Here is a 15,158-nt window from a genome sequence, read left to right as displayed (position 1 = left end):
CTGGATTAAGGTGTCGTAACGGCTCTACACTAGTCGTGGAGCCAAGAATTAAAAAAACAGTCCGGTTTCGAGTTGGGCTTCTTCACTCATCATCTCACGTGACCATGGTGGATCAAACACTAAGTTGACCTGAACCTTATCGACATGAGGCACCATACTCACTCGATGTTCAACATCACCGACTAAAACAGGCCCCATTCCACAGCCTGGTGCCGTTAACGTCATTTCAATCTGTACGCAGCGAGCAGCCTGATCAATCGACACTTGATAGATTAGACCTAGCGATAATAAGTTAACCGGGATCTCTGGATCATAGACGGTCTCTAAAGCCTGATATATTTGCGCTTGATCGATATTTCCATCTTTGGGTGTATCAAATTCAAGTTTCAGAGGCTGTCGACCAATCGCATCGGCATCAGTACCATCAACACGATACATATTTCCGCGCCACGTGATGGTATAGTTACCGCCCAGATCCTGAGTAATGGTGACAAACTCACCTTGAGTAAGAAGCTGCTTATCGCCATTAGGCACTCGCCTGACCATACAATCGCGTTCAAGGTTTACAATTCTCTGTTGCATTTAGTTAACCTTGATGCTCGAAAAGACAGTAACACTGACCACTAAGGTGTTAACTGACATTAAAACTTTCTCCACAGCCGCATTCAGCAACCACATTAGGATTATTAAACTTTACCACGCCATTTAAACCATCTTTAACGTAGTCAAGTTCAGTACCTTGCAGCATCGCAATCGCCTCAGCAGCAATACTGACCGTCAACTTATCGCTTGCGTTGATCACTCGATCTGACTCTAGCGCCTGCTCTTGGATATCGAGAACATAGGCATAGCCATTGCAACCACTGGTTTTCACAGAGATGCGTACAACATGGTCAGGCTGACTCGCTAATTTATTTTCAAAATGACGAATCGCACTGTCGGTTAATGTCAGTACTGGTTGATTCGACACTTCAGGGGTATAAGTTTCTACCTGCATATAATTTACCTTAAACTAACATTTGCTGAGCTTTTTTAAGTGCAATGAACAGCGCATCGATTTCTTCTATCGTGTTGTAAATAGAAAATGACGCTCTCGCCGTACCAGGAACGCCTAAACGACGCATCAATGGCTGCGCACAATGATCGCCGGTGCGAATTGCAATCCCTTGTTTATCTAGAATAAAACCGATATCGGCTGGGTGACAACCTTCCAGTAAAAAGCTCAACACGCCAATTTTGTCGTTAGCATTACCAATTAATTGGAAACCCTCTAGCTCACTCGCGTGTTGCAACGCTCGCTCCATCAAGGCCCGCTCGTGTGCTTGCACGGCTGCGAGGTCAAACTGGCTAAACCAAGTAATGGCAGCGGCCAAGCCAATCACACCAGCGATATTGGGTGTACCCGCTTCTAATCGGTTAGGAAGGCTTCCCCACGTAGCGTCTTGATAAGTCACCTTAGCAATCATCTCACCGCCCGTTTGCCACACCGGCCAATCTTGCAATACCTCAGCTTTGCCCCAAAGTACGCCCACTCCTGTTGGACCAAAAACCTTATGACCAGAGAAGGCGTAAAAATCGCAGCCAATGTCAGCCACATTGACACCACCATGAGCAATGCCTTGCGCGCCATCAATTAACACCAGTGCCCCCACCTCTTTGGCTTGTGCCGTTAAGGCATGGATAGGGTTAACCGTACCAAGCGCATTAGAAATGTGTGGCATCGCCACCAACTTGGTCGATGAATTCAGCAGCGATGTAAATTGCTCGACATTCAGCTCACCATTATCTTGAATAGGAGCGATGACCAACTCGGCACCACTCTTCAGGCACGCCTGTTGCCAAGTCACCAAATTCGCGTGATGCTCCATTTCGGTGACCAATACTTGATCGCCAGGCTGCAAACGCTGCGCGATACCATGCGCAACAATGTTGATCGACTCGGTAGTCCCGCTAGTCCAAATCACTTCACTGCGATCAAAAGCGTGGATATAGTTAGCGACCACATCACGGCCATGTTCATAACGTTGTGTTGCTTGATCCGCTAAACGGTGAACGCCACGATGGACATTAGCATTACACTGAGTATAAAAATCGGTAATCGCTTCAATAACCGCCATCGGCTTTTGCGTCGTCGCGGCATTGTCTAGGTAAACCAGAGGCTTACCTTCAACATTTTGATTAAGAATAGGAAATTGCGCTCTAACCGCAGCAACGTCGAACGCAGAGGTTTCGACCATTATCTTACCTCCATCTCTTTAAAACGAGCACTCAATATAGGCGCTAACCACTCAGCCAAAACTTGATTTGGCATTTGGTTAATCAATTCTTGAATAAAGCCAACATTGAGCATGACTAATGCCTGTGAACGGCCAATGCCACGTGACATCAAATAATACAGCGCTTCTTCTTCAATTTCAGCCACCGTTGCACCGTGGGCACATTTCACATCATCGGCGTAAATTTCTAACTCTGGCTTGGTATTGATCTGGCCACGGCGTGACAAAAGTAAGTTACGATTATTCAGCTCAGCAAGGGTCTTTTGAGCATCACGATGAATGTGAATACGGCCATTAAATACCGCTGTCGCTTTGTCACCGACAATACCACGTACATTCTCTTCACTAGTACCATTAGGTTTTGCGTGTTCAATAGTACTGTGCATATCAAAATGCTCCGATTCACCCAATAGATAAACGGCGTTCATTTTTGCTTCTGCATGCTCACCACTATGAATGATATCAACATCAAGGCGTGACAATTGGCTACCAAAGCCAATCACCGTGCTGTTTAGCTGAGCATGATCGTTAAGTGAGAAATGTGTGCCACCAAAATACAAAGCTTGCGGGCTATTGATCAGAAATTGATAATGCTCTAGCTCAGCATGTGTATCAAGCAAACACTCCGTGAAACCGGTGCGTAAATTATCACCGCTGCCTTGAGCATGCTCAATCAAGGTTAATTTGCCATGATGACCAAGATTAACTTGCACACGATAATGGGCTTCATAGCCATGATGATTGTGATGAACGATTCGGATCGGAGTCGTGCAATGGCACTCAGGATCAACATCGATAAACAATACATTATCAGCCAATACATCGTTGACCATACCGAATAAATGGCGCGATGGTTTGACCTGAGAAAAACGGCTCACCGCAGCTGCTTGTTGGTCAGCGGGTAGGCTTTGAGCACTATAGATACTGACACCCTGTGGTAAATTTAGCGCGCTTAAATCGGTCTGCAATTGACCATCAACAAACACTAAATCGATGGTTTCAAGCCCAGCGATTGGCGCTAAGTTGAACGGCGCATTGTCTGATTTCGGCGACAGTTCTAGCTGCTCTAAACAAGAGAGTGAGGTATAACGCCAAGCTTCAGTACGTCGGGTCGGCCAGCGGGTTTGACGCAGAGCATTAAGCGCTTGTTGACGAACCGGGCTCAGCCAATCATTGGTTTTCGAGCCACGGTCTATCACTTGCTGAAGCCATTGACTCATTACTCAGCCCCCTCGCTATCTTCTAAGCCAAGAAATGCGTAACCCTGTTGCTCAATTTCTCTGGCTAATGAAGCATCACCGCTTTTGACAATTTGGCCGTTAGCCAAAATGTGGACAAAATCGGGTTCAATGTAATCAAGCAAGCGCTGATAGTGAGTAATGACCACAAAGCTACGATCTTTACTGCGCTGGCTATTCACGCCGTTAGCAACCACTTGCAAAGCATCAACATCCAATCCTGAATCCGATTCATCTAAAATACATAGGCTTGGCTCTAATAAAATCATTTGCATGATTTCGTTACGTTTTTTCTCACCACCGGAGAAGCCTTCATTAACGCCTCGTTTCAGAAAATCGAGCGGCAGTTGAACTTGCTTACTGGCTTCTTTGGCTTTTTTCAAAAACTCAGCAGCCGTCAATGGCTCTTGTCCGCGATGGGCACGCATGGCATTCACTGACTCTTTCATAAATTCCAGATTGCTGACACCAGGAATTTCTACCGGGTACTGAAAGGCTAGAAATAAGCCGTGTCGAGCACGTTCTTCAACGTCCATATCCAGTAAGCTTTGACCATGTAACATCGCTTCGCCGTCGGTCACTTCATAGCCATCGCGCCCAGAAAGCACATAGCCTAAGGTACTTTTACCCGCACCGTTAGGTCCCATAATCGCGTGAACTTCGCCCGGCTTAATGTCGAGATTTAGCCCTTTTATAATGTCTTTTTGCTCCACACGAGCGTGTAAGTTTTTAATATTTAACATGTAATAATTATCCTACTGAGCCTTCCAGACTAATTTCAAGCAGCTTACCGGCTTCCACGGCAAACTCCATTGGCAACTCTTTAAACACTTCTTTACAAAAGCCATTGACGATCATCGATACCGCTTTCTCGGTATCTAATCCTCGTTGTTGGCATAAAAACAGCTGTTCATCGCTCACTTTAGAAGTGGTCGCTTCATGTTCTACTTTGGCACTTGGGTTACGACTTTCAATGTATGGGAAAGTGTGCGCGCCGCAGCGGTCGCCAATTAACAACGAATCACATTCGGTAAAGTTACGAGCGCCATCAGCTTTCGGCCCCATATGTACCAAGCCACGATAAGTGTTATTACTTTCACCAGCACTAATCCCTTTCGAGATAATCGTTGAGCGAGTATTTTTACCCAAATGAATCATTTTGGTACCAGTATCCGCTTGTTGGCGGTTACGGGTTAAGGCAACAGAGTAGAATTCACCGACACTGTTGTCGCCTTTTAAAATACAACTTGGATATTTCCAAGTGACTGACGACCCGGTTTCAACTTGTGTCCACGAGATTTTTGCATTGGTATGACAAATGCCACGCTTAGTTACAAAGTTATAGATACCACCTTTACCATCTTCATCACCGGGATACCAGTTTTGAACGGTCGAGTACTTAATTTGCGCATCGTCCATCGCCACCAATTCAACCACAGCAGCATGCAGTTGGTTTTCGTCGCGCTGAGGCGCGGTACAACCTTCAAGATAACTGACGTAACTGCCTTCATCGGCAATGATTAAGGTACGCTCAAATTGGCCAGTATTTTGTTCATTAATTCGGAAATAGGTTGATAATTCCATCGGGCAGCGCACCCCTTTCGGGATATACACAAACGAACCATCAGTAAATACAGCACTATTTAACGCGGCAAAGTAGTTATCAGAACGCGGCACCACAGAGCCAAGGTATTTTTTGACTAGTTCAGGGTATTCTTGCACCGCTTCCGAAATCGGACAGAAAATCACGCCTGCTTCTTTTAGTTTTTCACGAAAGGTGGTGACTACGGACACGGAATCAAACACGACGTCGACAGCAACCCCAGCGAGCATTTCCTGTTCATAGAGAGGGATTCCTAACTTCTCATACACTCGTAATAGCTCTGGATCAACCTCATCAAGTGATTTAGGTTTATCTTTCATGCTCTTAGGAGCCGAATAGTAGGATATGGCTTGATAATCCATCTTCGGATAGTGAACATGAGCCCATTCAGGCTCTTCCATCGCCAGCCAATTGTGGTAAGCTTTCAGACGCCATTCTAACATCCATTCTGGTTCGTTTTTCATGGCTGAAATACGACGAATCACACTTTCATCTAAGCCTGTAGCAAAGGTTTCAGACTCAATATCAGAGACGAAGCCTGCCTCATATTTACGGGATAATGCTTCATGAATTTGTTCAGTCATAACTTCGGTTCTCGCTGATGTCTTTATGCGCTGCTTTGTCATAGGCCTATAGTGTACCCATAATGGCGACCGCAGACGATAATCTTATGACGCAAAGATACAATACCCGAGTAAAATACTCAAGTATTAATCCACGCGACTTTAGGCTGGTTATTTTTTATCTATTTGTTTTATATGGATTTTATTCTAATTCATCACAAAAGTAAAAAATCCTCGTTTTGAACTTCAGTGTAATAAAAATTTCAAACTAATTGATTTATCAAACATTTTTTATTTTTTTGTCACGAGTACGACTCCGTCAATAACGAAATAAAGTGTAAATATATAAATTTGCTTTTCGATCTCAACTGGTTATATAACATGGCTTGATACTTCTATCTAACCGAGCTGCCCATGACTACTTTTATTATCATCATCGCTATAGTGCTGCTTATCGGCGTTTACGCGATCTCTATCTACAACAAATTGATTACCCTACGTAACCGCTTTAAAAATAGTTTTGCGCAAATTGAAGTCCAACTAAAGCGTCGTTATGATCTTATCCCTAACTTAGTGAGCACAGCGAAAGGCTACATGCAACACGAGCAAGAGACCTTTGAGCGTGTGATTCAGGCGCGTAATCAAGCGATTTCTGGTCTAAAAGCCGCGAGTGAAGCGCCAGAAAGTGAAACGGCCATTCAACTTCTCGGTCAAGCGGAGGGGATGCTCAAGAATGCACTGGGCCGGTTGAATGTGGTGGTGGAAGCGTATCCTGAGCTTAAAGCCAGTCAAACGATGATCCAACTGCAAGAAGAGCTCACCAGCACCGAAAATAAAGTCGCATTTGCTCGTCAAGCCTTTAATGATTCGGTAACCAGTTACAACACCTATAAGCAAACTTTCCCTCCCGTTTTATTTGCCAATATGTTTGGTTTTCAAAACGGTAACTTGCTTGAGTTTGCTGACAGTGAAGCAATTCAAGAAGCGCCTAAGGTGAGCTTTTAATGGATTTCTTTCAACATCAAGATACCGCCCGTCAACAAACTCGGCGCTTGGTGCTGTTATTGGCTTTCACTATGTTGTCGATTACTGCCCTGCTTAGCCTTGGCAGCATGTTCATTTATTTAAGTGTCTCTCATGCCTCATTGGATTGGCAAACGGCAATCCGCTTAAGCTTGTTGTGCTTCGCCGCACTGAGTCTCGTTATTGGCTTGAGTGCTTGGCTGCGTTTGTATGATCTGCAAAAGCAAGGGGGATGTAGCGTGGCCGAAAGTCTCGGTGGCCAGTTAATCGCCAGTGATACTACCCACCCCAAACATCGTCAGCTGCTTAATGTCGTGGAAGAAATGGCCATCGCCGCCGGTATTGCGGTACCACAAGTGTATTTGTTAGCTGATGAACAAGGGATTAATGCCTTTGCCGCCGGAATGAGTATTGACGATGCAGTGATTGGCATTACTCAAGGTGCGTTGGATAATTTCAATCGTGACGAATTGCAAGGGGTTATTGCCCATGAGTTTAGTCATATTCTCAATGGGGACATGCGCCTTAATACCCGATTGATTGGTTTACTGTTTGGTATTACCTGTGTTGCCTATTTTGGTCATCTCATCGTCGATAGTTTATCTCGCTCACGGCGGCGGACGATCCGACGCTCTTCTGATTCAGACAAAGGTGTCGCAGCGCTATTTGCGATTGGTGTCGTGTGCATTGTCTTCGGTTGGATTGGTACGCTATTTGGTTCAATGATTAAAGCGGCGATCTCTCGGCAACGCGAGTTCCTGGCTGATGCTAGTGCGGTACAATTTACTCGTAATGATCAAGGAATCGCTGGCGCACTAAAAAAAATTGCTGGTTATTCACCAGGATCGACATTATCCGCCAAAGCCAGCGACGAAATAAGCCATATGATGTTTGGTCAAAGCCGCCGACGTGGTCTTGCAGCGCTGTTCGCCACTCATCCACCTTTAGAAGAACGCATCCGCAGAATTGAACCGTATTGGGATGGCAGTGTACAAAGCATCAACGAGCATCAAACCCGCTCGTTTGCTGATTCATCAGTCAGCGGCTTTGCAGCAAGTGCAAGCTCGGCACCCGCCGCCCCCGCCTCTAGCACAATATCAACATCTGCTGAACTCTGCGCTAGCGGGCAAACGCTGATTAGTCAGTTGCCACAACCATTAATTGCGATGGCACGAGAACCATACAGTGCTCGCTTTGTTGCTTTTGCACTGATCTTTGATGGCAGTGAAGCGCAACGTCATATCATCAAACAGCATATTCCGATGGTATCCCAAGCCACTATTCTACCTTGGCTGGATTATGCCATTCCAACCCATCTTCGCTTGCCTTTACTGGAATTAAGTATCCCAGCACTTAAATCACTCAGTGAAGGGCAAAGACATCGTTTGTGTGAAGTGTTACGTGAACTGTCACTCACCGATCATCACTATTCGCTGGCCGAATGGTGTGTGATTAATCTCCTAGAGAAACAATTACTCCCTACACTTGGTCATACGCGTCAAAACAAATCGCTGCAACAACTGACCTCTAGCGTTTATTGGTTACTGCGTGAGCTGGCCTGGGTTTGCCATGATGAGCGACAAGGAGCACAAATCGCTTTTGACAATGCGCTGCGCCATCTGAGTTTGCCACTGATCCCCCTTGAACCTGCAGAGAATAATTGGCCATTAAGCCGTACCACATTGGAATTACTACTGCAGTTAAAAGAGCGAGAACGAGCGCAAGTAGTCAAAGCTTGTCGATTGGCGATTGAATCAAACGGTAAGGTTACCGTTGCCGAAGGCGAGCTGTACCGAGTCATTGCCTGCTTTTTAGAGGTCCCCGAGCCGCCATTGAGCCTCTCAGTAGAGGATAATTTGCATTCCCACTCAACCATTGTCTGATTAATGCCGTATTGGTTGAGTGACGAATTAAGTTTTATAACCACTTAATTAAACTTTCTATCACAATCAACCAATCGTTTACTCTGAGTCAAGAGCTACGTAATGGCTAATCCGTACTTGGACACGACTTTGTCACGCTCCCCAGGACACCTCAACAATAATCGAGGGTTATTAGGTCATCTTGTTGTTATCCACTGAATAACCATCAAATTTCATCCGAACTCTTAATATCAAGCATTGGTATCTTAAGCACATAAAGCATTCACCGTGGTCATACCAGATACATTTTTGTTTACCATTTACACAACTTCAAATATGGTACCGTTCCCAACCAAGGTGTGGGAATTTATTGAGGTCTCTATGAAGCACAACATTTTATCAGCGGCAATAGGAACATTACTGCTTTCATCTTCTCCTTTGATGGCTTCTGGAACGGATTCTGATATCACCGCACGTATTATTGGCGGTGAAAAAGCACAACCCAATGATTGGCCGTATATGGCCGCGTTGACTCGAATTAATAAAAACACTTCATTTTGCGGCGGTAGTTTGATCTCAGAGCGTTACGTGCTCACGGCTGCTCATTGCGTTGTCGGTAAAGCCCCTAGTGATTTTGAAGCACTTCTAAGCGCTTATGATATGGAGCAGTTGTCCTCAGCGACACGCGTAAAAGTAAACCAAATTTACCTTCACGCTGATTATCAAAAAAATAGTAGCTCTTCACCACACGATATTGCCGTATTAGAACTAGTTAAAGCAGTAACCATCGAAGCAGCAGAATTAGACGACCAAGCTGATGTCGATAGCCTGATATACGGTTCTGATATGACGACTCTCGGCTTTGGCTACCGTCAACACAATGGTAAGCAGGGCTATGATAAACCAACGGTTCTACATCAAGTCACTTTGCCATTTGTACCTATGGCGCAATGCAAGCAGGCACACTCGATCTTTGAAAAATTAGGGGACGGCGTATTTTGTGCTGGCGAAACAGGCAAAGATACCTGTCAGGGTGATAGTGGAGGCCCGATTTTCTCTAATGATAATAGCGGTAAGAAACTGGCGGGCATCGTCAGTTGGGGAGTGGGCTGTGGTAAAAATCCTGGCGTTTATACCAAAGTTAGTCATTATCACCACTGGATACAAGATCACATCAAGGGCCTCTCCTATCGTCAACACAAAGATTTGGGCATTGTTCGAATAGGTATTGATTCTCAAGCGTTTACCTTTACCAACCAGTCTAATAATGATATCGAGCTAAAAAACCCTAAGGTTCTAGTCGATGGAAGAAATGGGCTTGGCGATATCTCGATCAATAACTGCCCAGAAAGCTTAGCCGCTGGTGCAAAATGCAGTATCATTGCAAATTATGCGCTTCTTACCCATCGCCAAGGTCGAGTTGTATTGGAGCTAGAATCCAGCTCTTTTGCTGAAGGCAAAATATCCGCTTGGCTCGACTATGATGCCTTACAAGATGCTGGACAAGAAGTAGCTAATTATCTTCGTGCTCTACCTGAGCATAAGGCTCATACCAATTCTCATAAATGGTTGGTGGATGGCGATTATTTAAGAAGTGAAAGTGGCCTTAGTAAAAATCAAAATTCTGAGTTAGTGCTTGAAAATCTTCGGCGTGGGGAGCTGAGCTTCATCTATTCAATTAACTCTGATGATAAATTAGACTCTTTAACTATTTATGTTAATGGTAAAAGAAAAGAAACATTTTATAACCAAGCCACAGGTTATCATACGCTAGAATTATATAATGCACATAATACGGTGCGCTTTGATTATAATCGCTGGAAATATAGTAAAGGGCACGATAGTTACGTAAAATTGTCTGATATCAAACACCAAAAACTTACCAGCGATCTGATCAATGAAATTCTAATAGAGCAAGCCAAAAATAGCGGTGGCGGCGGTGGTAGTATTGGATTTGGCGCGGGGCTAGGGTTATTAGCTCTGATGTGGATGCGTCGTTCACGGCAACAATAGCAGTTATTAATACTATCAAAGTCAATCAGCAACCCAAGCTATCTCGGTATCGCTTGGGTTGTTTTTTTGAATTATACGAAATCAATGGTCAATAATAAACGCCGTTCGTTTGGGACATATGCTGGTGAACGGTGAACTAACCCGTTGTTTTCATTCGCTTCCCAGCCACTGCCTTTTAGCAATGCGACATCACCCATCGCCATTTGATGGATAACACTCTCTTTAGCGAATAAACCCGAGCAATCATCAGACTGACCCAGACTTCCGGCACCCAGTTTCGTTCGATCGAGCCCTTGGTTACTCAGCCACTGCGTGGCAGAACCAGCATAAGTGGTCACCAGTCGGCATGGAACATGATCGACGTGAAATTTAGGACACATCGGCTTGTCAAGTATCGTTAGCCGCACCCCGACCTCTTGCACATCAAACAAACAACAAAACATGTCGACAATCATTGCGATATCTTCACTCAATATAATATGTCTGCGCAAACATAATCAGCAAGTTTCTCGCGTAAGTATTCAGCCACATTCAATGGTGTGACTCGTAACACTAAAGCCAGTGAGGGGGCTTGCTGTATCAATAATTCGACGTTGTGTTGCAACTGAGTAGATAAAACACGTTGCCATATCGCAATGTTATGCTCAGGTTGATAGATATCTGTCAAAATGCTTGGCAGAGACCCTATCGGTAGGGTCTCTGCCTTTTCAATAGGAACGAATGTAGACGCTATTTTATCGCTCATGCTTCGTCCTCCCATCCTACAAATGGGTCTGGCAAAGTCTGCCAAAACGCTTCTCCAGCAAACACCGCCTCTTCACTTAACAAACACTCATCCAGTGCCTTAGTCATCGCGACTTTATCTAGCCCCTGACCGATAAACACCAACTCCTGACGCCTATCGCCAAAGGGCTCTAACCAATGTTCTTCAATCGCTGCTAAATCATCTTCATTCGTTGGCCATTGGTCTTTAGGGATTGCTTTCCAAAATAGGCCAGCAAAACCATAGTCTGCAATACCCCCAGCTTGATTCCATTGCCCGATGAGCTCTGGGCGTGACGCTAACCAAAAGTGACCTTTCGACCGGAGCAATTTGCCAAAATCGCTGGTGTTGTGTAAAAAATGATAAAATTTTTCAGGATGAAAAGGGCGACGAGCCTGATAACTAAAACTACTGATCCCATACTCTTCTGTTTCTGGGATATGCTCGCCTCTTAGCTCTTTTAACCAACCGGGAGCCTGTTGTGCACGTTCAAAGTTAAATAAACCAGTATCTAATACCTCGGCGATATCAACTTGCCCATTTTGGATAGCGATAATACGAGCATGGGTATTTAAGACCTTTAAAATTGAGGTTAAATGTTCGAGATCCGTTTGAGAAACAAGATCCACCTTACTGATCAAAATAACATCAGCAAACTCAACTTGCTCAATCAATAAATCTGTCACACTGCGTTCATCTTCATCATCGAGGTGTTCGCCACGCTCTTGCAATGACTCAGCCGCGTGGTAATCACGTAAAAAATTCACCGCATCAACCACAGTAACCATAGTGTCTAAGATCGCAATATCGGAAAGTGAAACGCCCTCCTCATCAGCAAAAGTGAACGTCTCCGCAACCGGTAGTGGCTCAGAAATCCCTGTTGATTCAATCACCAGATTATCGAAACGCCCCTCCTTCGCCAATTGATTGACCGTAACCAACAGATCTTCACGTAGAGTGCAACAAATACAGCCATTACTCATTTCCACCAGCGTTTCTTCTTGATGATTAAGCGACACTTCGCTTTTTACCGTGGCTGAATCAATATTAATTTCACTCATATCGTTGACGATCACCGCAACTTTCTTGCCCTGACGATTATTCAAAATATGGCTGAGCACGGTGGTTTTTCCTGCGCCAAGAAAACCAGACAGGACCGTAACTGCAAGTTTTTTCTGGTTCATAGCAGTGACTCCAAAATGAATATGAATACGAATCAGTAACCAGAATGAACATAAGTGCACGGCAACTGATCAATTTCGTTTTCGAACTTGATAAACGGTGACTTAGTGTGGTTTAGATTGATACCACCACCAAGGAAAAACAAATGTTATAACATAACAAACAAGTTGCCAATCTTTGGTTGGAAATAAAAAATCGTTTATTAATGTGGCGAGGAAGTGTCAGTGTTCATTCAAGTTAGAATGTTTACAGGAAAAGAATAGCGTTTATGGCAGTAGGTTAAGCTGTGATAAAAGAAAAACCCTGTACAAAAAAGAACCTATTCCCTTTTGTACAGGGTTCTTGACCCTTATGTTTTGCTTGTCGTTTAAAACTACCTTTGCCTTTTTGCGCCTTAACCACTCGAGTACGAAATAGCGAACTGGTGACTACGGCTTTCAGCGCATTATCTTTGATCACCCCTCGGCCATGATCTAACGCTATTTCCTGCGTATGATCCGCCTTTGACTGCGGAGGAAACGGTTTTTTCTTCACAATAACACCTCGTTTAAATTGAATATTTTTATCATCCACCGTTTAAGCAACATCTATACTCAAACGACTTGAAACCATAGACCCACCGTCAGTTCATAAGTTCCCAATCACATGAATGAACCCTATGATTGGGATCAACGAACACAATCAAGGCCGCCACAGCTTCCAACGGAAAGAGTATAATCCATCAAAAGTAGGAAGCAAGACGTGACCTAATTGCCTATTTACTTACAGAGACTTTAAATGCCCCTACATGGTGATCAAGCGTTTTGGCCAACCCTGACAAATCTTGGCTACTAGCCTCCAAGCTGTGACTATCTTCTAAACCGGCTTGCGCTGCTTGGTTAACGTTATCCATATTGATATTAATCTCGTTAGCCACGCTCGATTGCTCTTCAGTCGCGGTTGCCACGTGAGTGTTCATGTCCAATATGGTACTGACTTGAGTGGCAATACTTTCCAATGCCCGTAAGGCTTGTTCCGTGGCACGGTTGCCTTCCTTCGTTAACGCCTTACTGGTATCCATGGCATCAACCGCATTCTGGGCTTCTTTTTGCAGTAGATTGATAGTGGATTGAATCTCTTCCGTCGATTTTGACGTCTTAGTGGCAAGACTACGTACTTCATCCGCAACAACGGCAAATCCTCGTCCGGCTTCACCAGCACGCGCGGCTTCAATAGCAGCGTTGAGCGCCAGTAAGTTAGTCTGCTCAGAGATACCACGAATCACATCCAGAATCGAAACAATCGACTGCGTACGTTCAGCGAGGGAAGTAATCACCGTCGACATATTGTCCATTTCCGTATCAAGTTGATTAATCGTCTGCGTCGCTTCGAGCAGGGTTTGCTTACCTGCTTCGGTTTCATCATTAGCCGACGATGCAGAATCTGCGGCATTCGAGGCACTGTGTGAGATCTCATTAATGGTCGCGATCATCTCATTCATCGAGGTCACCACCAGCAAGGCCTGCTCGCTTTGGGACTCTCCGCGTCTGAGCGATTGTGCCGCCTTATCACGTAAAGCCTCCGCCGACCGTCCAAGTTCTTCACCAGTTTCGACAACATTGCTAATGATGTGATCAATCTTCTCAACAAAAGTATTGAAAGCCACTGAGATACGGGTGATTTCATTGTTACCAGTCACGGGTAAGCGTACCGTCAAATCACCATCCCCTTTGGAAATATCGGCCAATGCATGTTCTAATCCTTTAAGTGGGGCGAATAAACGATCCAATACCCAGATCAGTACCAGCATACAAACCACAAAAATCGAACCAATCGCGGTGAGCTGTGCAATCGCGATACCGTTTGCAGCGCTATCCACTTCTGTTATCGGAATACCAACATCAAATGCCCCCCATAAACGTCCGTCAACATAGATTGGCATCATGATGTCGTATACCCACACGTCTTGAACATCGGCGTACCAACGTGAATGTTGAGGCTGACCTCGTCCTGCTCCGGCAATCGTATAATCATCCGTATAAGCACGACCAATCCTCTCTCGGTCACTATGCGCTATTGCTTTAATATTTCTATCAATCACAACCGCGTAACTTATATCACTGCGCTTTCCTAATGATTCAACCATTGACTGCAAATCAGCTTCGGGATTCGTAGAGTGGGATAAAATATAACTGGCGTTTTCAGCCAAAAGTTCAGCCTGAGATTGAGAACGCTCAAGGATAATATGATCTATCTCGTCACGTGAGATAAAAGCGGTGGCGGCTATACTTGCGATTGCTGCGATCGCAAACATGGCACATACCACGATTAAAATAAGTTTTTTCACTCCATTACCTTATCAATCATTTAAAGTGGATCCATGGTTAAATTGACCTTGCGTCAGCAGTTTACACCACTTAATTTGGTATGAAAGAAAATCACTAATCGAATTGAAACAAAGCTTGTTTTTTGGCACTTTCTGGCTCATTAACGAACGGATAAACCTTAAAAATTTCAGGTCTATCCGAATATCCATACGGCAGAAAGTCCGAGCTTTAAGCTAATATTGATTGGCGTTAACGAGCAAAAGCCGTGACTTAGATGATGATAATTAGGTGCGTTTACGCGTATAATAAAAATGATTAAGACCAGTAAA

At 44.5% G+C, this 15,158-nt stretch carries 12 protein-coding genes and 1 pseudogene; 3 read left to right on the top strand and 10 right to left on the bottom strand.

The annotated features are described in order from the left end of the window. Positions 1-48 precede the first annotated feature (48 nt). Genes sufT through sufB form a run of 6 tightly spaced genes read right to left on the bottom strand, consistent with a single transcriptional unit; the run spans position 49 to position 5,701 of the window. Positions 49-582, bottom strand: a complete 534-nt coding sequence (gene sufT, locus VIB_RS05625; RefSeq protein WP_040904222.1) for a putative Fe-S cluster assembly protein SufT — start codon at positions 580-582, stop codon at positions 49-51. A 49-nt stretch (positions 583-631) separates the two neighbouring features. Next, positions 632-997, bottom strand: a complete 366-nt coding sequence (locus VIB_RS05620; RefSeq protein WP_004395005.1) for a HesB/IscA family protein — start codon at positions 995-997, stop codon at positions 632-634. Between the two features lie 10 nt (positions 998-1,007). Further along, entirely contained in the window at positions 1,008-2,237 is a 1,230-nt protein-coding gene (locus tag VIB_RS05615; protein WP_004395004.1) for an aminotransferase class V-fold PLP-dependent enzyme, read from the bottom strand. Beyond that, the gene (gene sufD, locus VIB_RS05610) at positions 2,237-3,496 is read right to left on the bottom strand and encodes a Fe-S cluster assembly protein SufD (RefSeq protein WP_004395003.1); all 1,260 of its coding nucleotides are present in this window, start codon (positions 3,494-3,496) and stop codon (positions 2,237-2,239) included. The genes VIB_RS05615 and sufD overlap by 1 nt, the downstream gene beginning before the upstream one ends. After that, complete coding sequence (sufC, locus tag VIB_RS05605) at positions 3,496-4,257, bottom strand: Fe-S cluster assembly ATPase SufC (RefSeq protein ID WP_004395002.1); 762 nt, start codon at positions 4,255-4,257, stop codon at positions 3,496-3,498. Before sufC ends, sufD begins: the two co-directional genes overlap by 1 nt. A 7-nt stretch (positions 4,258-4,264) precedes the next feature. Continuing rightward, complete coding sequence (gene sufB / locus VIB_RS05600; protein ID WP_004395001.1) at positions 4,265-5,701, bottom strand: Fe-S cluster assembly protein SufB; 1,437 nt, start codon at positions 5,699-5,701, stop codon at positions 4,265-4,267. 393 nt (positions 5,702-6,094) lie between these two features. On the opposite strand from sufB, the gene VIB_RS05595 reads away from it, so the two are divergent. The 3 genes from VIB_RS05595 to VIB_RS05585 all read left to right on the top strand — a co-directional run bounded on the left by VIB_RS05595 (position 6,095) and on the right by VIB_RS05585 (position 10,578). Next, positions 6,095-6,685 (top strand): LemA family protein, encoded by a 591-nt coding sequence (locus tag VIB_RS05595; RefSeq protein WP_004395000.1) that lies wholly within the window; start codon positions 6,095-6,097, stop codon positions 6,683-6,685. Then, positions 6,685-8,586 (top strand): M48 family metallopeptidase, encoded by a 1,902-nt coding sequence (locus VIB_RS05590; protein ID WP_004394999.1) that lies wholly within the window; start codon positions 6,685-6,687, stop codon positions 8,584-8,586. The genes VIB_RS05595 and VIB_RS05590 overlap by 1 nt, the downstream gene beginning before the upstream one ends. A 360-nt stretch (positions 8,587-8,946) precedes the next feature. After that, on the top strand, positions 8,947-10,578 hold the full coding sequence (locus VIB_RS05585) for a serine protease (protein WP_040904221.1): 1,632 nt from the start codon (positions 8,947-8,949) through the stop codon (positions 10,576-10,578). A gap of 71 nt (positions 10,579-10,649) precedes the next feature. On the opposite strand, the pseudogene VIB_RS17880 reads toward VIB_RS05585, so the two are convergent. From VIB_RS17880 to VIB_RS05565, 4 genes and pseudogenes are all read right to left on the bottom strand, one after another. Beyond that, a pseudogene (locus tag VIB_RS17880) lies at positions 10,650-11,323 on the bottom strand (DUF1826 domain-containing protein). Then, a complete protein-coding gene (gene zigA / locus VIB_RS05575) occupies positions 11,320-12,525 on the bottom strand; it encodes a zinc metallochaperone GTPase ZigA (protein WP_004394996.1) in 1,206 nt (401 codons plus the stop codon). The pseudogene VIB_RS17880 and the gene zigA overlap by 4 nt, the downstream one beginning before the upstream one ends. Positions 12,526-12,802: 277 nt before the next feature. Continuing rightward, the gene (locus VIB_RS05570; protein ID WP_050782732.1) at positions 12,803-13,006 is read right to left on the bottom strand and encodes an alternative ribosome-rescue factor A; all 204 of its coding nucleotides are present in this window, start codon (positions 13,004-13,006) and stop codon (positions 12,803-12,805) included. A gap of 271 nt (positions 13,007-13,277) precedes the next feature. Continuing rightward, positions 13,278-14,849 carry a methyl-accepting chemotaxis protein gene (locus tag VIB_RS05565; RefSeq protein ID WP_004394995.1) on the bottom strand — a complete coding sequence of 524 codons (1,572 nt, stop codon included), beginning with the start codon at positions 14,847-14,849 and terminating at the stop codon, positions 13,278-13,280. Positions 14,850-15,158 lie beyond the last annotated feature (309 nt).

The organism is Vibrio metschnikovii CIP 69.14, from assembly GCF_000176155.1.
GTDB classification, from domain to species: Bacteria; Pseudomonadota; Gammaproteobacteria; order Enterobacterales; family Vibrionaceae; genus Vibrio; species Vibrio metschnikovii.
This window is presented reverse-complemented; position numbering and strand designations above follow the sequence as displayed.